The following is a 19,088-nucleotide window of genomic DNA, read 5'->3' as shown; positions in this document are numbered from 1 at the left end:
CCCTCACGCTCCCCGTTACTTTTTGCATACAGCACGGCGGGCTCGTCGCTCGCTATCATGTTCAGCTGAAGCATCACGGACGGCGCCGCCCGGCGCCGTTCTTCCAGGACCGGGCGCAGACCCGGCGCAGGAGTACCCCACATGTTGATTTTGACCAGGCGGGTTGGCGAGACGCTCATGATCGGTGACTCGGTCACCGTGACCGTGCTGGGCGTCAAGGGCAACCAGGTGCGCGTCGGCATTACCGCGCCGAAGGATGTCTCGGTCCACCGCGAGGAGATCTACCAGCGCATCCACCGCGACGACGACGTTCCGGCGGTCGACCAGGAGGAAGGCGCCAACTGAGGTTTGCCGGTTTCGCATCAAGCCGGTATCCTTGCGCCCCTCGACGGCGCAAGCCAAGAGAGCATCACCCGGAGACTTGCCCGAGAGGCCGAAGGGGCTCCCCTGCTAAGGGAGTATGGGGTCAAAAGCTCCATCGAGGGTTCGAATCCCTCAGTCTCCGCCATCTCCAACGAGATGGGTTCCACCGAGATGATTGACGAACGTCATTCGCCTCTTCATAATTCCGCTTCTGCACAACGCGCCCGTAGCTCAGCTGGATAGAGCACCAGGCTACGAACTTGGGGGTCGGAGGTTCGAATCCTTCCGGGCGCGCCAAGTGCAGACCGCATCGTGGACGTGACCGATGCGGATGCTCGACCAGCAGGTCGAAGCCATCTCCTCATTTTGTGAACCCGGTCACCCATGGCCGGTGACCGTGCGCCCGAACGCACGAATTTCCCGGGCGTGGCTGCTAAAACGTCGTTTGGCGTTAAGTCCGGCCATGTCATAGTCTCCGGGCTCCCGGCCACTGGATCCGGCCTGGTCCGACAGGGCCAGGCACGGACTGCTGCTGGGGGAACAGGGGGGAACCTGTCTATCCTGGAGCCACCATCGATGCATCGATTATCCACCTGCGTCACGCTGGCATGCGCCGGCCTCTTCTTACCCTCACTGGCGCTCGCCGCCACGTACACCGTCGGTCCCAGCGGCCGCGACTACACCCAGCTGACCACCCTCGTCGACAACGTCAACCTCGAGCCCGGCGATGTCGTGCTGGTCGACGGAGGCGCCACCTACACCGGCGGCGTCGTCATCCGCAGCAATGACGGCGGCAGCGCGCAGAATCCCGTGACCTTCCGCTGGAGCGGCACCGGCTCCTCGCGGCCGCGGATCCAGGGTGGCACGCATACCGTCAAGTTCCAGCAGTCGAACCATGTGGTCTTCCAGGGCTTCGACGTCCGTGGCGGCAGCAGCACCTGCCTTTTCAACGAGGCCAACGACGTGGTGGTGCGCGATTCCATCATCCGCGACTGCCCGGGCCACGGCATCCTCGCTGCCGACCAGCTTTCCGGCTCGTTCACGCTCGAGCACAGCGAGATCTTCAACGCGGGCGCCGGCTCCACGAAGCACGCGATCTACATGCAGTCCGACGAAGTGGCGTTCCCGAACGCCGTCTTCACCATGCGCTTCAACTACGTGCATGACGGCAACGGCGGCAACCTGCTGAAGACGCGCCACCAGCGCAGCCTGGTCCACTACAACTGGTTCGAGGGCGCCGCCTACCAGGAAATCGAACTGATCGGCCCCGACTGCTTCACGCAGCAGGATGGCTGGTCCCCGGAACTCAAGCGCGAGGACGCCGAACTGGTCGGCAACGTCATCGTGCACACCTCCGACTGGGGCAATGCGATCCGTGCCGGCGGCGACCTCAACGGCCGCAGCAACGGCCGCGTGCGCATGGTCAACAACACGATCCTGTTCAACCGGTCGGGCAGCGCCACGGCGTTCCTCGCGCAGCTCGGCGTGGGCTCGGTGGAGATGCACAACAACGTCGTGTACCAGACCACCGGCGGTGCTCCGAGCATCCTCCGCGAGAATCCCGCGTCCGGCATGGAAGATCCCTATTGCGCGCCTTACTCCCGCGAGCCGTGGGCGGCGGGCCGCAAGGTGGCGGGCAGCAACAACTGGGTGCAGTCGGGCGCCACCAACGTCCCGGGCGAGTGGACGGGAACGGTGTACGGCTCCAATCCCCAGTTCGCCAACGTCGGGCAGCTCCAGCTGAAGCCGGCCGAAGGCAGCGCGCTGGTGCTCGCGGGCAATCCGTCGCCGCAGACGGCGAGTGCCTTCCCGTTCCCGTCTCCGCTGGCGCGGCCGCTGTTCAACGCGCCGGCGAGGGCGAAGCTCGCGATCGGTGCCCAGACGGCGCGTCCGGCCGCCGGGCAGATCGACATCGGTGCGGTGGCCTCGGGCCAGGCGCCGGTCAGCCAGGTGCCGAGGTCGCTGCGCGGTTCCAAGCCGCTCATCCCCGGCAACAGTCCGGCCCCCGGCTTCATGCGCTCGAAGGATGTCGCGGCTCCGGCGGCGGGTCCGTCGGCTGCCGCGCCGGTGGTGACGCAGCCGCAGGCGGATGCCGCGGTGGCGCCGGCCGCGAAGTCCCTGAGGATCACCCCGCCGATCCTGCTGCTGTGGCAGCGGATCCAGGGACTGTGGGACGAACAGCTGCGCTGATCCCGCAGCCAGCCTGGCGGGTTCCGGGGCGAGTGCCACCGGCGCCCGCCGAGGCTGTCCTCGAGCCGCCGTTCCTTTCGTTGTCCCCAGCGTTCCCCCGCTGGGGGAGGACCGGTGGCGAGGGGAACGATCCCGATGCATGACGCAGCACGACCCGCCGCCACGTGCGGCGGCAGGCCGTTCCCACGACCCGTGGCGGCCGACCCGCGGCCGCTGCGCATCCTGCATGTCGTCGACTCACTGGAATTCGGCGGTCTCGAACGCGTCGTGACCGACCTCGCGATCGCGCAGCAGGCGCGCGGCCACGATGTGGGCGTACTCAGCATCCTCGATACGAGGGGCTTCCGTGACGTGCTCGAAGCCGCGGGCATTCCCGTGGACGTCGCCGGCAAGCAATCGGCCATGGACCTGGGCGTGCTGCGTCGCATCCGCGACGTCGTGCGCGCGCGCCATGTCGACGTGGTGCACACCCACAACTTCGTGCCGAACTACTACGCGGCCGCCGCGACGCGATTCGCGGGTGGGCGGCACGTGCTCGTCAACACCTGCCACAACATGGGATCGCGGCTGGCCGGCCGCAAGCTGCGCTGGCTGTACCGGATCTCGCTGCGCGCGACCGCGCGCGTCGCCCTCGTCGGCGACATGGTCCGCGACCATCTGGTCGCGACCGGCATCGTGCCCGCCGCGCGCGCCACCGCCGTGTTCAACGGCATTCCCACCGCGCGGTTCGGCCCGGATCCACTGCGTCGCGCCCTCGCGCGAACGGCCCTCGGCGTGTCACCCGACACCGTGCTGCTCGGCTGCGTGGGGCGGCTGGTCGAACTCAAGAACCATCGCTTCCTGCTCGAGCGGATGCCGGCGCTGTGCCGGGTCCACCCGGGCATCGCCCTCGTGCTCGTGGGCGGAGGGCCGCTGGAGGACGAGCTGCGGGCCCACGCCGATGCGCTCGGGCTGGGGGACCGGGTGCGGATCCTCGGCGCCCGCACCGACACGGCCGAACTGCTGTCGGCAATGGACGTCTTTGTGCTGCCGTCGCTGACCGAAGGCCTTTCGATCGCGCTGCTCGAGGCCTGCGCCGCGGGGCTTCCCGTCGTCGCCACGGCCGTCGGCGGCAATCCCGAGATCGTCACGGACGGCGTGACCGGCCGCCTGGTCGAGCCCGGTGACGCCGGCGCGCTGCACGACGCGCTGCTCCAGCTGGCGACCGACGCCGGCATGCGCCATCGCCTCGGCGACTCCGCGCGTCGATGGGTCGAGGCGCATGGTTCGGTGGAGGCGATGCAGCAGCGCTACCACGCGCTCTACCTCGATGCGCTGGACGGGGCCGCGGCACCCGCCTGAGCGCGGATGCGCCACCCCGGCGACGCACCGCCATCAGGCCATCGCCTCCCGGATCACCGTGCCGCTCATCCACTGGCTGGCGTCGATGCCCTGCAGCGCCAGCAGCGTCGGCGCCACCGAGGTCAGCGGCACGACGTTCCCGGCGCGCCGGTGCCGGCGGCTGCCGGCGTTGCGGATCCAGAGGCAGCCTTCGCCGTGGTGAATGCCGCTCTTGAGGCCGTCGATCGCATAGAAGAGGTCGGACATGGCGCGGACCGGGCTTCCCGCCGCGGTCAGGCGGGCATCGGGCGCGACCTTCGAGAAGATCCCGCAGCCCACGGTGAGCGCCGCCTCTTCGCGGCGGACGGTCAGCGCGCGGACGCCGTCGATCGCCACCGTGGCCAACTGCGCTTCCGCGGCGGACGCCTCGGCGGCGGACGGGAACAGGAGGCGGAACTCCTCCGACATCACCGGCTGCACCTCGCAGGGTCCGGCCACGCCGGCCCACTGCCGGAACGCGTCGCAATCATGCGGCCGGTAGGCGACCTTGCCGCCCTGTCCCTCGTACTTCAGGCAGGGCTGCTGGCCCAGGGCGGATGACAGCACCACGGCGTGCCTGTCGCCCGCCAGCGCCAGCGCCTGGCCGACGATGCGGTCCATCTGCCGGTAACCGAACAGCACCGCGTCCGCGTACTCGTCCTGCTCGGCCTCCGACGGCCTGACCTCGAACTCGCCCGGCTCCATGTTCCGCCAGTAGACGTGCTGGAAGTGCGCCGTGCTGTTGAGGAAGAACGTGCTGAAGTCGGGGCGACCGCGCCTGAAGTAGTGGCGGAACACGTCCCACTGCAGGCGGTCGAGCAGCACCGCGCGCTGCCAGCGGAAGCGACCGGACACGCGTTCACGCGCGAGCTGCCTGGCGATCGCGGCCAGGGTGCCGGCCGAGAGGCCGTGGCGCAGCATCCAGGCCAGGAAGCCCAGCTGTTCGCGCAGGCCGATCCGGGCGCTGGCATTGGTGTGCTCCTGGACGTTGCTGCGCACGAAGCGGACGTAGGGGCCGAACTCGTCCTGCGGGTGGGCGTCGGCACCGACCGTCCACGGGTCGGGCAGCAGGTGGCCATTGAACCCCTGGGCGTAGCCGGTGTTCATCGAGCCGCAGATCCAGTTGGCGCGGCCATGCGCGGAGAGGATGTCCCAGACCCGCGGCCGCGTGCACTGCGGGCCGTCGCCCAGGAAGAACACCTTGTGCTCGGCGAACGGCAGGCCGCTGTGCACCGTCACCCACTGGATCCAGGGCTCCAGCCGGTCCTGGGGCTCGCCGGCGTCGGTGACGCAGACCAGGGCTTCGTCGTGCAGCCGCTTGAAGTTGGGAAGCAGGCCCTGGCCCATGAAGCGTTCGAGCAGCCGCGGCGACAGCTCGTTGAACTCCAGGTGCAGGATCGGTTGGGGGGTCGTCATGGTGCTCGCTCCAGTGCTTGCAGGAACAAACGCAAACCGGGCCCGGGACATGACAGCCCGGGCCGCCAGCCCGCCTGTCCGCTTGTCGCGGGCAGGTGCGTTCTGACCGGTAACAGGCCACCAGCGTGGCCCCAGGGCCGGCGTCCCGGTTCCTGGCGACCAGTGGGGGGGATGGCCGTGATCACTGCGTTTCCTGGGCGGATCAACCGCATCATGCGCCTGGTGTGGTTCGCCGAGCTGTCCCTGCTGTACCTGGCGGTCCTGGTCGCGGTCTGGCTGCGCTACCTGGACGAGCCCGACAACCTCGCGGTGTTCATGCAGACGCTGCCGCTGCGCGCGCCCCTGCTTGCGCTGTCCATCACCGCGGCGATGGCCGCCTTCGGGCTGTACCAGCCGCATGTCCGCCATGGCTGGATCGACCTGTTCCTGCGCCTGGGGCTGGCGTTCGCGCTCGGTGGCGCGGCGCTGTCGGTCGTGTACTACCTGGTGCCGCAGACCTACATCGGCCGCGGCGTGGTCGCGATCTCGCTGGTGCTGGGCTTCCTGCTGGTGGCCGGGCTCCGGCTGGCGCTGTTCGGCCTGCTCAACATCGAGGCGCTCAAGCGACGGATCCTGGTGGTGGGGGCGGGCGACAACGCCGACTGGATCAACCGTCGCCTGCGCCGGCGCAGCGACCGCAAGTCGTTCACCATCGTCGGCTACCTGCCGATCGGCGACCAGAAGGTCACGGTCGGCAGCGACCAGCTGGTGCCGGCCGGCCGCGACCTGCGCGAACTGGCCCGCGACCTCGGCGTCAACGAGATCGTGATCGCGCCGGACGAGCGCCGCGGGAGCCTGCCGATGGACGAGATCCTCGGCTGCGCGCAGAACGGCATCTCCGTGATCGACCTGCCGGGCTTCTTCGAGCGCGAGGCCGGCCTGATCAAGCTGGAGGTGGTCGATCCGTCCTCGCTGATCTTCTCCGGCGGGTTCGACCACTCGCTGGTCCGACGCCTGAACAAGCGCTTCTTCGACCTGGCCGCGGCCTCGGCGCTGCTGCTGCTGGCGTGGCCGGCGATGCTGCTGGTCGCGCTGGCCGTCCGGCTCGAGTCCCCCGGGCCGGTGCTCTACCACCAGGTCCGGGTGGGCGAGGGCGGGCGCAGCTTCCGGCTGACCAAGTTCCGCAGCATGCGCACCGACGCCGAGAAGAATGGCGTGGCGCAGTGGGCCACGACCAACGACGACCGCACCACGCGCGTGGGCCGCTTCATCCGGCAGACGCGGCTCGACGAGCTGCCGCAGCTGTTCAACGTGCTCATCGGCGACATGAGCTTCGTCGGGCCGCGCCCCGAACGCCCCCAGTTCGTCGACCAGCTCAACGACGCGATCCGCTATTACCCGGTCCGCCACTCGGTCAAGCCTGGCCTGACGGGATGGGCGCAGCTGCGCTATCCCTATGGCGCCTCGGTGGAGGATGCGAGGGAGAAGCTCACCTTCGACCTCTTCTACGTCAAGAACCAGGGCCTGATATTCGACATGATGATCCTGCTGCAGACGGTCGAGGTGGTCCTGTTCCGGCGCGGCGCGCGCTAGCGCCGCACCACCGCCACGCCATCGCCAGGCGCGCGCGCGGCAGCCTGCGGCTCCCCGGCCAGCAGCAGCGTCGAGAGGATGCCCACGAACGCCTGGTTCTCGGCGAAGCCGGTGACCCGGCCCGCGCGCGCCTTCTCGTAAAGGCGGGTCGTCGCGGCGACGTCGAACAGGCCCGAGGCGCGCAGGTGGGAGGCGTCGAACAGCGCCGCCACGTAGTCCAGCGGCCGGCCGTCGACGAAGAAGCTCAGGCTGTCGGGGGCGCGATAGGGCTGCTTGGTGCGATGCAGGATCTCCGCGGGCAGCAGGTCGGCCAGCGCCCGCCGCAGGAGGTATTTCTCGGTGAGACCCCGGATCTTGTACGAGGGCGGGAGGCGGTTGGCGAACTCGACCAGGGTGTGGTCGAGGTAGGGGAAGCGGGCCTCGATCGAGCCGGCCATGGCGGCGCGGTCGCCCTGCGACGCGAGCAGGTAGCCGGCCAGCAGCGACTTCGCCTCCACGTACTGGTCCCGGGCCAGTGGCGACCAGCGCATGATGCCGTCGGGCAGCCGCGACTCGGCGAAGGCCAGCGCGTCCCAGGGGCCCGCTGCGGCCCGCAGCTCCGGTGACAGGAACGCCAGCGCGCGCTGCGAGGTGGTCCATCGCGGCACGTGCGCGAAGACCGGGCGGTCGAGGTGCTCCATGCCCTGGCCGAAGAACGCCGACGCGAAGGCCGGATGGCTGGCGGGCGACCTGTCGAGATAGCCGTAAAGCCGGCCCAGCAGCTTCGGGCGCAGGGTCGAACCGGGCTGGCGTGCCCAGAAGCGCCGCACCTTCGCCTCCTTGAACAGGTCGTACCCGCCGAAGACCTCGTCCGCGCCCTCGCCGGTGAGCACCACCTTGAAGCCGTGCCGGCGGACGCTGTCCGCCAGCAGCATCAGCGGGACCGCCGCGGTGCGCAGGACAGGGGTTTCGGCGTGCCTGACCAGCCGCGGGAACGCGTCGCCGATCGCAGCGGTGCCGATCCTCAGCGTGGTGTGCTCGGTGCCCAGGTGCCGCACCATCGCCTGCTGGTGTGCGCTCTCGTCGAACTCCGCGGCGTCGAACGCCACCGAGAACGTCCGCACCGGGGTGCGGGTGAAGCCGCGCGCCAGCGCCACGATGCCGGACGAGTCCAGGCCCCCGCTCAGGTAGGCGCCGACCGGGACGTCGGCGCGCAGCTGCAGGCGCACGGCGTCGACCAGGCGCTCGCGCAGCTCACCGGCGGCGTCCTCGAGGCTGGCGAACCCCCGCGCGCGGGTGGATGCCTCGTCCGGGAAGGTCCAGTCCCAGTAGCGGACCAGGCGTTCGCTGCCGTCGGCCTCAATCGCGAGCAGGTGGCCGGGTGGAAGGCTGTGGACACCGGTGTAGACGGTGTCGGGGTCGGACGGAGCCCAGTAGGAGAACGTCTGCAGCAGCCCCCGCGGGTCGAGCTGCCTGCGTTCGGGCACGACGGCGAACAGGGCCTTCATCTCCGAGGCGAACCACAGGCTGCCGCGCGCACGCGTGTGGAACATGGGCCGGATGCCGGCACGGTCGCGCGCCAGCACCAGGCGGCCGCGCCGCGCATCCCACAACGCGATCGAGAACTGGCCGTTGAGGCGTTCGACGAAGGCGTCGCCGTCGCGATCGTAGAGGTGGACGATGACCTCGGTGTCCGAGCGGGTGTAGAACCGGCGGCCTTCGGCTTCGAGCTCCGCGCGCAGTTCGACGTAGTTGAAGATCTCGCCGTTGAACACCGTCCAGACGCTCCGGTCCGGATTGTGGATCGGCTGGTCGCCGGTCGCGAGGTCGATGATCGACAGTCGTGCGTGCGCCAGGCCGACGCCCGGCTGCACGTGGAAGCCGTAGCCGTCGGGCCCGCGGTGGGCGAGGGTGTGGATCATCCGCTCGAGGAGGGCGTGGCCCTCGTCGGAAGACGTGGGACCGCCCAGGTAGCCCGCCAGGCCGCACATGCCTCAGGCCCCCGGCACGGCGGCGGGACAGGGAAGGGGCGACCGCGGCTGCGGCGAGGCATCCGCCTGCGGTCGCATGGACGTGGTGCGCAGCGGCTTCAGCCGTGAGCTGTACCAGTCCACGACCACGCCGCATTCGAAGCGGATCCAGGAGGGACCATAGATCCAGCGTCCGTCCGATTCGCGGCTGATCGGTGCACCCTGCAGGTCCATCACCGCGTCGGCCTCCATGCCGCGCTTCAGGCGGATGGGGTCCGCGTGCTCCGCGTCCGGAGGCCATGGCCGCGTGGCATGTGGCGGACCGGCCTGTGGACCGGATGCATCCGCCGCCGGGCCGTCGTCCCGTCCGTCGCCGGAGTCCGCTCCCAGCATCCACGCCCCGGAGATGACCGCCAGCGCCGCCAGAAGCCGTTTGCTCCAACGTGGGGAGGCGGAGGCGGGCACGTCGCGCGGATCGGGGATGGAAGGACTGGCCGCATGCACCGGCGCGGCGGTCCGCGGCGGCAGCCCGGGCAGGCGCCCGTGCAGCCGGTGGAAGTCGAGTGCGGCGGCGTAGGCGAGGTTGAGTTCCTTGAGCCGGTCCGTGGTCTGCGCCGCGGCGTGCGTGCGGTCAGGATGCAGCGCCGCCACCTGTCGCCGGTAGGCCTGCTTGAAGGCGTCCAGGGTGCAGCCGGGATCGATCCCGAGCACGCGATAGAGCCTTCCGAAATCGGTCATGGTCCGGGTCCAGTTACGAAGAGGGTTGGAAGAAGATGCTTCGACATGCGGCGTTCCCCATCGCGATACGCCGATCCACGCGGGAAAAAACGGGAATGGCCGCGACGGGCGGACAACCTGCGGTCGCGGCAAGCGCGGGGCGCCGGTCTCGATGAAGCCGCTGTTCAACGCGGATTCCGCGATGCGCTCGGCGGTGGTGGTGATGGTGTCCACCTATGTCGCCTTCGCCCTCGGCCTGGTGACCAGCGCGCTGGTGGCGCGAAGCCTCGGCCCCGAGGACTTCGGACGCTATTCGTACCTGGTCTGGCTGGTCGGACTGCTGGTGGTGCTGGGCAACAACGGCCTGCCGACCACGGCGATCAAGTTCGTGTCCGAGGCGCTGGGCCGCGATGCCATCGGCTCCGCGCGCGAGGTGCACGGCCTCCTGGAGCGCAGGAGCTGGCTGTTCCTCGGCATCCTGTCGCTCGCCTTCTTCGCGCTGGTGCCGTTCTTCCTTCCGACGGGATGGGAAAAGGCCCGGTGGGTGTTCATGGCGATCGCGGTGTTCTCGGTCGTCACCAAGGCGGGCTACATCTTCAAGGTGTCGGTCGCGAAGGGCTACGGTCGCTTCGACGTCGAGGCCTGGACGACCGTCGCCGCGAGTGCCCTCAACGTGGTCGCGGTGGGCGTGCTGATGGCGCTGCGCGCGCCGCTGCTGGCGTTCATGGCGCTGTTCGCGGCGATGTGCCTGGTCCACCTGCTGCTGTCGGCGGCGATGCTGCGGCGCGGGGGCATCGTGGCCGCGAGGACCGCGGCCGTGCCTTCGGACCGGGTGCGGCGCCACCTCTTCTGGACCGCCGTGGTCACGATCGTCTACGGACTCAGCAACCGCGCGATCGAGACCTACATGCTCAACCGCTTCGCCGGCCCGGCCGCGGTCGGCCATTTCTCCATCGCGCACGCGCTCAGCGGGGCGGGCATCTCCCTGCTGGCCTCGGGGCTGACCACGATCCTGATGCCCATGATGTCCCACGGGCTCGGTGCTGGCGGCCCGGGTCGGGTCAACCAGATCATGGCGGCGTCGCTGCGCTACTTCACCTTCCTGGGGCTGCTTGCGGCCGGCATGGGCGCCTTCCTCTCCGCGCCCGTGGTGGAACTCATGTACGGGACGCGCTATGCGCCCGCGGTTCCGGCGCTGCAGGCACTGTTCGTGGTCGCGGGCGCGACCATCGCCGATGGCGCCTTCTACGCGCTGTTCGCGACCATGGACCTGCAGCGCGAGCGCGTCGTGCTGACGATGGCGTCGGTGCTGGTGACGCTCCTGCTGTCGCTGGTGCTGATCCCGCGCTTCGGCCTGGCCGGCGCGGTCTGCGCCTATGCGGCCACGCGCGTCTTCGTGTTCGCGGGCCTGGTCGCGTGGACGCGTCGCGCCACCGACCTGGACATTCCATGGAAGGAACTGGCGCTGCTCTACCTGTCGGCGCTGCTGGCCGCGGCGTCGGCGCTGGCGGTGGCGGCGGCCTGGGACGGCTACTGGGCGGACATCGCGTGCTGTGCGCTGTTCGCGGGCATCTTCGTGTCCACCACGCTGCTGCTCAAGGCCTGGTACGCCGAGGACGTCCTCCGGCTCGAGGGGCTGCTGCAGCGCCACCCGAGGCTGTCCGCGATGTTCGGCGCGCGCCTGGCCTGGCTGGCGGGGCGGCTGCCATGACGGGGCCGCACGCATGAGCGTGGTCTTCTGGCTGGGTGCGGGGCTGCTGCTGTTCGCGTTCGCGGGGTATCCGGCATGGGTGCTCGCCCAGGCCAGGCTGCGCCCGCGTCCGGTGGCGCTGGCCGATGTCACGCCTGCCGTGACCGCGATCCTGGCCGTCCACGACGCCGGCGACGCGGTCCGCGACAAGCTGCTGAACCTGCTCGCGCTGGACTATCCGGAGTGCCTGTTCGATATCGTCGTCGCCTGCGACGGCTGCACGGACGGCACCGCGGACGCCTGCCGTTCCATCGGCTCCGACCGGATCACGGTCCTCGAGTTCGACACGCGACGGGGCAAGAGCGCCTGCCTCAACGATGCCGTCGCCCGCGCGCGCGGCGAGGTGCTGCTGATGGTGGACGTCCGCCAGGTGCTCGATCCCGCCACCCTGCGGCTGCTGGTCCGCAACCTCGGCGATCCCGGGGTCGGTGCGGTCAGTGGCCGGCTGGCCTTCAGGGACGTGGACGGAGGCTTCGCGGCCAGCGTCGACGCCTACTGGCGCTACGAGTCCCTGGTGCGCGCCGCCGAAGGCAGGAGCGGATCCGTCGTCGGCGTGACGGGTGCGCTCTATGCGGTACGACGGCGGCTGTTCCCGCGCCTGTCGGACGGCACGGTGCTGGACGACGTGCTGGTGCCGATGGCGGTGGCGAAGTCCGGGCACCGCGTGGTCATCGAGCCGGCCGCCATCGCCTGGGACCGGCCCTCGCAGGACGCGCGCGCCGAGCGCGCGCGCAAGGTCCGGACCCTGGCCGGCAACTACCAGCTGGTGCGGATCGCGCCGTGGCTGCTGCTGCCCGGGACCAATCCGCTGTGGTTCCGCTTCGTGAGCCACAAGCTGCTGCGCCTGGCCGCGCCCTGGCTGACGCTCGCCGTCGGCGTCTCGGCGCTGGCGCTGGCGCCCCGCGACGGCTTCTACGCTGCCTGCCTGGCGGCGCTTCTTGGCTGCCTTGGCGCGGTGCTGGCCGGCAAGTGCTCGCCCGCCGTCGCCCGCCTGCTTCCGGTGAGGCTGCTGACCGCGTACTGGCACATGAACGCCTACGCCGCGCGCGCCCTGTTCGCGTTCGCGTCGCGTCGGCGGCTCCACCTCTGGTAGCACGTGCACTGGCCGGATCGCGGGCCGCGCCGCGTTGTCCTGGTGGGGCCACGGCCGCGTCGACCGCCTGCCAGGCAAGGCGTGGCCGCCCATGGAATGGATCACATGCACCGGAAGACGCCCCCGCCAGTCCGCTTTGCTTCGTTCGCCTGCGCCTGCGCGCTGGTCGTGTGCGCGGTCGCCACGGATGCCGCCGCCGCGGAGTGGCACGTGTCCACCTCGGGCGACGACGGCGACGGCGACGGCAGCCTGCAGCGCCCGTTCCGGACGCTGGACCACGCCGTCGATGCGGGCAACGGCGTGGTGGCCGCGGGCGACACGGTCATCGTCCACGCCGCGCCCGGGAACGGCCGCTACGAGGAATGCATCCGCATGCGGATCCCGCTGACGATCCGCGCACGCCAGGGCGAGCGCCCGCACATCCACTGTCCGCTCGACACTCCCGACACGTCGACCATCCGCATCGACGCCGCTGCGTCCGGCTCCCGCCTGATCGGGCTCGAGATCAGCGGCGGCCACGAGTACGGCGTGATGATGCACACCGACTGGTATGCCGGCGGCGGCGAGGAGTGGACCGGAGCGTCGGACGTCCTCATCGACGACCTGCTGATCCACCACACCGGGCGCGACGGCATCAAGATCGCCCCGCGGGCCGACCGCGTGACGATCCGGCGCACGCGCATCCACCACACCGGTGCGCGCTATCCCGCGGGCACGCCGGCGGCCGATCGCAACGCCGACGGCATCGACAACGTCAACGGCGCGCGCATGGTCGTGGAGGACTGCCATATCCATGACGTCCCCAGCAACGGCCTCTACTTCAAGGGCGGGGCCAGCGACGTGGTCGTGCAGCGCAACCGGGTGGAGGACATCGGGGCCGCCGGCATCCGCGTGGGCTTCGACACCAGTCCCGAGTTCTTCGACCTGCGGGCCAATCCCGACTATTACGAGGCGGTCCGCGGGATCGTTCGCAACAACGTGGTGCGCAACACGCGCTACGCGGGCATCGCCATGCATGCCGCCAAGGAGCCCGTCATCGCCAACAACACGCTGGTCGACACCGCCAGGGACGGGCAGGCGGCGATCTTTTTCGGGCTGACGTTCCAGGACGGCGCCGAAGAGGCCGGCCGGCCGGCCACGGTCGATCCGAAGATCGTCAACAACATCATCAGCCAGCGCTCCGGCGGCGACTGCGTGGCGATCGCCTGGTCCGACGAACATGGCGGGCTCTCCGCACTGGCCGGTGCGACCGGCATGGACTGGAACGGCTACCAGGCAGCGGGGGGCTGCCGCTTCGTCGACCAGCGCAAGGGCGACGCGATGCCGTGGGAGGGCACGCTCGAGCAATGGCGGATGCGCCTGGCCGCGGATGCGCATGCGGTCGTCGGCGACTTCCGGCTCGACGCCGAGGGGCGTCCGGCGGCGGGCAGCGCGGCGGCGGGCGTGGGCGTGGCGGTCGACGAGGTCGTGGACGATTTCGACGGGCGCCCGCGCCCCGGCATTCCTGGCCTGGGAGCCTTCCTGGCCTCAGGGGCCGCGGCGGCCGGCGTCGTGGCGCCCGCGGCCGCGACCACCCTGCCTGCGGCGGCGCCGGACCCGGCCCTGGCCGCGGAGGCGCCCGCGATGCTGCTGGCCGGGGCGGGTCCGCTGGAATGGCTGCTGGTCGCGCTCGGACTCGTACTGCTCTCACTGGGCCTGCTTGCCGTCCAGCTGGTGCGCCGGCGCAACGTCGCCGGCTGGCTGCCGGCCTACCTGAAGCAGGACTGGCGCGGGAAGGTCGCGCCCGGCACGACTCGGCACCTCATGTTCTGCTTCGTCGACCACTACGAGCCGGCGTGGCGCAAGCCCCCGTACGAGCGCGAAGTCGCCCGCGTGGCGCGTTGGCACCAGGATCTGCCGCGGGTATGCGCGGGCCACGTCGATGCCGATGGTTCGCCGCCTGTGCACACCTTCTTCTATCCGGAGGAGGAGTACCGGCCCGAACACATCGACCGGCTCGTCGACCTCTGCCGGGCAGGCCTGGGCGAGATCGAGATCCACCTGCACCACGACCACGACACCGAAGCCGGGTTCCGGGAAAAGCTGTCGCGCTTCACCCGGGTCCTCGCCAACCGCCATGGCGCCCTGCCGGTCGATCCGGTGACGGGGCAGCCACGCTGGGCCTTCATCCACGGCAACTGGGCGCTGGACAACAGCGATCCCTCGGGCCGGCACTGCGGGCTGGACAACGAACTCACGCTGCTGCGCGAAGAGGGCTGCTACGCGGACTTCACCCTGCCGTGCGCGCCGAACCCCTGCCAGACCAGCACCATCAACCGGATCTACTACGCCAAGGACGATCCGTCGCGTCCCAAGTCGCACGACCGTGGGCCGCGGGTGCGCGTGGGCGGCGCGCCGGAAGGCGACCTGATGATCATCCAGGGGCCGCTGGGGCTGCGCTGGCGGAGCCGCAAGTTCGGCATCTTTCCCCGCATCGAGAACTCCGACGTGCGCACCAGCCACCCGCCGACGCGCGACCGCATCGATGCCTGGGTCCGGACCGGCATCCACGTCGAGGGCCGGCCGGAGTGGACCTTCGTGAAGATCCACACGCACGGGGCCGAGGAGCACGACATGGACGTGCTGCTGGGGCCGGCGATGGACGAGGCCTTCAGCTACCTGGAGTCGCGCTACAACGATGGGCGCGACTGGAAGCTGCACTACGTCAGCGCGCGCGAGGCCTACAACATCGCGCGGGCCGCCGAGGCGGGCGTGGCCGGCGAGCCCGGCGAATACCGCGACTTCGTGATCCCGCGCCCGGCCTGCCGCGAGTCGATGCGGGGTGCGGCGTGAGCGTGGATGCACCGGCGCCTGTGCGGCCACCGCGCGGGGCGACGCGCTTTCGGGCCGGGGCATGAAGCGGGACCTCGCGGCCAACTTCTTCGGCGTCACCGGCCTCGGCCGCGCGCTTGCCTCGACCTGGCGCGACCAGCGCGTGGTGGTGCTGAACTACCACCGCATCGGGGATGGCAGCCGGTCCGAGTACGACCGCGAGCTGTGGAGCGCGACGGAGGAGGTCTTCGACGAGCAGGTCGCGTTCCTGGCCAGGCACTGCGACGTGATCGGGCCCGGCGACATCGAGGCCGCGCTCGGCTCGCGCCGCGGGCGCCACGTCCTGATCACGTTCGACGACGGCTACCTCGACAACTACGAGCTCGCCTTCCCGGTCCTGCGGCGCCACGGGGTGCCGGCGGTGTTCTTCGTGGCGACCGGCTTCATCGACCGGCCTTCGCTGCCCTGGTGGGACGCGATCGCCTGCCGGGTACGGCGTACGCACGCCGCGCGGCTGGACCTGCGGCCCTGGATCGCCGAGCCGCTGGTCCTGTCCGACGACAGCCGCGCGCAGCCGGTCAAGCGGATCCTCACCGCCTACAAATCGCTGCCGGAGGACGAGGCGCGGCGGTTGCTCGCGCGCCTCGCGGAAGAGACCGCAGTGGATGTCCCCGGGCGCGTCGACGGGCACTGGATGGACTGGGACATGCTGCGCGAGATGAGCCGGGCGGGAATGACGATCGGCGGCCACACCGTGAACCACCCGGTGCTGGCCCGCCTCGCGCCTGGGCGCCAGGCCGAGGAGATCGAGGGATGCGCGGCGCGCATCGCCGGGGAGATCGGGCGGCCGATGGAGTACTTCGCCTATCCCGTGGGGAGCAGGGACGCCTTCGACGACGCCACCGAGGAATGCCTTGGCAGGCTCGGCGTGCGTTATGCGTTCTCCTACTACGGCGGCATCGTGTCGCCGTCGTCGCGCCGGTACGACATGCAGCGGGTCGCAGTCGAATCGGACGTGCACAGGAATCTTTTCCGCTCGATGCTGCAGGTGCCGCGCGTGTTCTGCCGTGAACCATGAACGTCCGTACCGCCATCGCGCTCCGCGCGGCCCGGGGCGCTTCGCCCGTGCCGTCGCCGTCGTCCGGTACGCCGCGGCGCGCCGACATCCGCCTGAAGATCAGGCTGGGCGAGATGGTGCTGGCCAGCCCCGCCCTGCGCGCGATGGTGCTGGACTGCGATCCCTTCGCCAGGGAGCGCCCGGCCTGGCCACTGCGGCAGCTGCGGGACCTGCCCGGCGACGTCGACGCGGCCTTCCTGCCGTCGTGGCCGCTCGCCGCCGGCGAGGCCGTGCCGGACGTGCCGGGGCTGTGGCGCTACGTGCCCGCGCGCTATCGGCGCTACTACATCGACCTGGGGATGGGCTTCGATGCCTACATGGCGACGTTTTCCGGCAAGTCGCGGTCGACGCTGAAGCGGAAGGTCCGCAGGTTCCGCGACGCCGGCGGCGGCGAGCTCGACGTGCGCGAGTACGCCACGCCCGAAGCGATGCCGGAGTTCCATGCGCTGGCGCGCTCGCTGTCCGAGCAGACCTACCAGCACCGGCTGATGGACGCGGGGATGCCTGAAGGCGATGCCTTCCGGGAAGAGCTCGTGGCGCGTGCCGCCGCGGGGCGGGCGCGTGGCTTCGTGCTGATGATGCAGGGACGCCCGGCGGCCTACATGTACTGTCCAGTCGACGACGGCGTGGTGGCGTACGAGCGCGTGGGCTACGCCCCGGAACTGCGCCACCTGTCGCCGGGCACGGTGCTGTTCCAGCACGCCATCGCGACGCTGTTCGCCCTCCCGGGACTCGCCGTGTTCGATTTCACGGAGGGCGAGGGAGAGCACAAGGAGTTCTTCTCCACCGGCTGCGTGGAGTGTGCCGACATCTACTTCCTCCGCCGGAACCTCCGCACCTGCGTGCCGGTCACCGCCCAGCGCGCGGCGGCAGCGGGTTCCAGGCTGGCGGCCGCGGCGCTGGACGCGCTCGCGGTCAAGCCACTGGCCAAGCGGCTGCTGCGGCGCCTGGGCCGCGCTCCCATCCACTCTGATCGCAATGGAACATCGTCATGAGCCTGGATTCAACGTTGAAGGTCATCGGGAAGTCGCTGCGGATGCGCGGCGCATGGGGGACGCTCGTGTTCGCGGGCGGGGTCGCGAAGGACGGCGTCTCGCAGATGATGCCGGCGCGGCGCGCGGCCCCGCGCGCCGCGCGGCGTGCGGACGAGGCCTTCGACGAGCAGTTCGGCACCGATACCGCCGGTCGGATCAGCACCTCCAAGCTCGACATCGAGTCGAGCGACTGGGTGTTCGGCCACGGCTACCAGGCGGCGTCGGCCGAATGGCTGCGCGAGGTGATCGGCAGGCTGGGCATCCGTCACGCTGACTACCACTTCTTCGACCTGGGCTGCGGGAAGGCGCGGCCGGTGCTGGTCGCGTCGGACTTTCCCTTCGCCCGGGTGGTGGGCGTGGAATGGTCGCCGGAGCTCGTCGAGGTCGCGCGGAAGAACCTCGAGGTCTATGCGCACCCCGCGCAGGGCTGCCGCGACATCGAGGTGCGCCGTGGCGACGCCACCACCACGGCGTTGCCTGCGGCACCGCTGGTGATCTACATGTACAACCCGTTCACCAGCGAGATCATGTCGCGCTGCATCGAGAACATCGAGCGCCGGGTCGAGGGCGGCGGCGGGCCGGTGGTGGTGCTGTACGCGAATCCGCTGCACCTGGATCTCTGGACCGCCTCGCCGGCCTTTCGCCTGCTGCACACCGAAGAGGACCTCGCGGTGCTCGTCGACCACGGCCATGCCGACGGCTTCCCCTGGCGCGCCGATGAGTGAACTGGAGGATGGCGTGCTGCAGGTCCTGATCACGATCGACACCGAGGTCTATCCGCTGCTGCCGGGATGGCGCGACGACGGCCTGCGGCGCGACATCGACCGGGACATCTACGGGCTCACCCCGGAGGGCGAGGTGGGCCTGCGCCACCAGGTCGAGACCTTCGCCAGGCACGGCATCAAGGCCGTGTTCTTCGTCGAAAGCCTGTTCGCATACTTCGCGGGGCCGGGCCCGCTCCGGGAGATGGTCGGGCTGATCCAGGGTGCCGGCCACGAAGTCCAGCTGCACCTGCATCCGGAATGGCTGCAGTGGGTCGATGATCCGATCATGGCGTTCGAGGGCCGGGAGACGATCCGCGAGTATTCGGCCGACGAGCAGTCGCGGCTGGTCGGCGCCGCGCTGCACAACCTGCGCGCCGCCGGTGCCGTGGATGTCTGCGCGTTCCGCGCAGGGGACTTCGCGGCCGGCAGCGACACGCTCGATGCGCTCGTCCGCAATGGCCTGCGCTTCGATACCAGCCTGAACCATCATTACCCCGCCTCGCTGCCCGAACTCGGCGCGCGCCGGCGGGAGACGCAGCCCTTCGCCGTGCGCGGGCTCACCGAGCTGCCGGTCAGCTACTGGCATACGCCGCCCATGGGCAGCCGGCCCGCGCAGCTGACCAGCGCGTCGTTCGCGGAAATGAAGGCTTCGCTGCTGCACGCGCACCGCGAGGGCTGGGCGGCCTTCACGATCGTCAGCCACAGCTTCGAGCTGCTGCGCGCCCGCCGCCGGAATCCCGCGCGCCCGGTCGCCGACCCCGTCGCCGTGTCGCGGCTGGAGAGGCTGTGCGAGTTCCTGCAGCGGAACCCGGACAGGTTCAGGACCTGCGGCTTCAACGACCTGCGGCTTCCGCCGCCGCACGCGGTGCCGAAGCCCGCGCTGCGCTCGCCGCTGCTGCGCACGCTCGCGCGGCAGGCGGTGCAGGCGCGGCGCCGGCTGGCCCGCGCCTAGG

Annotated in this window: 14 protein-coding genes and 2 tRNA genes; 13 read left to right on the top strand and 3 right to left on the bottom strand. The window is 70.5% G+C overall.

The annotated features are described in order from the left end of the window. Positions 1 to 141 precede the first annotated feature (141 nt). The 5 genes from csrA to H9645_RS10465 all read left to right on the top strand — a co-directional run bounded on the left by csrA (position 142) and on the right by H9645_RS10465 (position 3,894). The gene (gene csrA / locus H9645_RS10485) at positions 142 to 345 is read left to right on the top strand and encodes a carbon storage regulator CsrA (RefSeq protein WP_191729643.1); all 204 of its coding nucleotides are present in this window, start codon (positions 142 to 144) and stop codon (positions 343 to 345) included. A gap of 70 nt (positions 346 to 415) precedes the next feature. After that, positions 416 to 508 (top strand) — tRNA-Ser (locus tag H9645_RS10480). Positions 509 to 583: 75 nt separating this feature from the next. Next, positions 584 to 660: transfer RNA gene (locus H9645_RS10475), tRNA-Arg, on the top strand. 279 nt (positions 661 to 939) lie between these two features. Next, entirely contained in the window at positions 940 to 2,553 is a 1,614-nt protein-coding gene (locus tag H9645_RS10470) for a right-handed parallel beta-helix repeat-containing protein (RefSeq protein ID WP_191729642.1), read from the top strand. 192 nt (positions 2,554 to 2,745) lie between these two features. Beyond that, positions 2,746 to 3,894 carry a glycosyltransferase gene (locus H9645_RS10465; protein WP_191729641.1) on the top strand — a complete coding sequence of 383 codons (1,149 nt, stop codon included), beginning with the start codon at positions 2,746 to 2,748 and terminating at the stop codon, positions 3,892 to 3,894. 33 nt (positions 3,895 to 3,927) lie between these two features. Here H9645_RS10465 and H9645_RS10460 read toward each other — a convergent pair whose 3' ends face one another. After that, positions 3,928 to 5,328: a hypothetical protein gene (locus H9645_RS10460; RefSeq protein ID WP_191729640.1), complete on the bottom strand. Its 1,401-nt coding sequence runs from the start codon at positions 5,326 to 5,328 to the stop codon at positions 3,928 to 3,930. A gap of 171 nt (positions 5,329 to 5,499) precedes the next feature. On the opposite strand from H9645_RS10460, the gene H9645_RS10455 reads away from it, so the two are divergent. Beyond that, positions 5,500 to 6,900, top strand: coding sequence for a TIGR03013 family XrtA/PEP-CTERM system glycosyltransferase (locus tag H9645_RS10455; RefSeq protein WP_191729639.1), 1,401 nt, complete (start codon positions 5,500 to 5,502; stop codon positions 6,898 to 6,900). Here H9645_RS10455 and asnB read toward each other — a convergent pair. Beyond that, positions 6,897 to 8,870: an asparagine synthase (glutamine-hydrolyzing) gene (gene asnB / locus H9645_RS10450; RefSeq protein WP_191729638.1), complete on the bottom strand. Its 1,974-nt coding sequence runs from the start codon at positions 8,868 to 8,870 to the stop codon at positions 6,897 to 6,899. The genes H9645_RS10455 and asnB overlap by 4 nt on opposite strands. Before the next feature lie 3 nt (positions 8,871 to 8,873). Continuing rightward, positions 8,874 to 9,587 (bottom strand): J domain-containing protein, encoded by a 714-nt coding sequence (locus H9645_RS10445; protein WP_191729637.1) that lies wholly within the window; start codon positions 9,585 to 9,587, stop codon positions 8,874 to 8,876. Positions 9,588 to 9,738: 151 nt separating this feature from the next. Here H9645_RS10445 and H9645_RS10440 point away from each other — a divergent pair, with 151 nt between their 5' ends. The 7 genes from H9645_RS10440 to H9645_RS10410 all read left to right on the top strand — a co-directional run bounded on the left by H9645_RS10440 (position 9,739) and on the right by H9645_RS10410 (position 19,087). Further along, positions 9,739 to 11,277 (top strand): lipopolysaccharide biosynthesis protein, encoded by a 1,539-nt coding sequence (locus H9645_RS10440; protein WP_191729636.1) that lies wholly within the window; start codon positions 9,739 to 9,741, stop codon positions 11,275 to 11,277. Positions 11,278 to 11,290: 13 nt separating this feature from the next. Continuing rightward, entirely contained in the window at positions 11,291 to 12,409 is a 1,119-nt protein-coding gene (locus H9645_RS10435; protein ID WP_191729635.1) for a glycosyltransferase family 2 protein, read from the top strand. A 105-nt stretch (positions 12,410 to 12,514) separates the two neighbouring features. Then, positions 12,515 to 15,241, top strand: coding sequence for a right-handed parallel beta-helix repeat-containing protein (locus H9645_RS10430; RefSeq protein WP_191729634.1), 2,727 nt, complete (start codon positions 12,515 to 12,517; stop codon positions 15,239 to 15,241). A 61-nt stretch (positions 15,242 to 15,302) separates the two neighbouring features. Then, positions 15,303 to 16,298, top strand: coding sequence for a polysaccharide deacetylase family protein (locus H9645_RS10425; RefSeq protein ID WP_191729633.1), 996 nt, complete (start codon positions 15,303 to 15,305; stop codon positions 16,296 to 16,298). Then, entirely contained in the window at positions 16,295 to 17,332 is a 1,038-nt protein-coding gene (locus tag H9645_RS10420) for a GNAT family N-acetyltransferase (RefSeq protein WP_191729632.1), read from the top strand. The genes H9645_RS10425 and H9645_RS10420 overlap by 4 nt, the downstream gene beginning before the upstream one ends. Beyond that, a complete protein-coding gene (locus H9645_RS10415; protein WP_191729631.1) occupies positions 17,329 to 18,096 on the top strand; it encodes a class I SAM-dependent methyltransferase in 768 nt (255 codons plus the stop codon). The genes H9645_RS10420 and H9645_RS10415 overlap by 4 nt, the downstream gene beginning before the upstream one ends. Beyond that, a complete protein-coding gene (locus H9645_RS10410; RefSeq protein WP_191729630.1) occupies positions 18,089 to 19,087 on the top strand; it encodes a polysaccharide deacetylase family protein in 999 nt (332 codons plus the stop codon). Before H9645_RS10415 ends, H9645_RS10410 begins: the two co-directional genes overlap by 8 nt. Position 19,088 lies beyond the last annotated feature (1 nt).

The sequence above is a fragment of the Luteimonas colneyensis genome, assembly GCF_014836665.1.
In the GTDB taxonomy this organism is placed as follows: Bacteria; Pseudomonadota; Gammaproteobacteria; order Xanthomonadales; family Xanthomonadaceae; genus Luteimonas; species Luteimonas colneyensis.
Note: the sequence above shows the minus strand (reverse complement) of the source record. Positions and strands in the feature narration are given on the sequence as shown.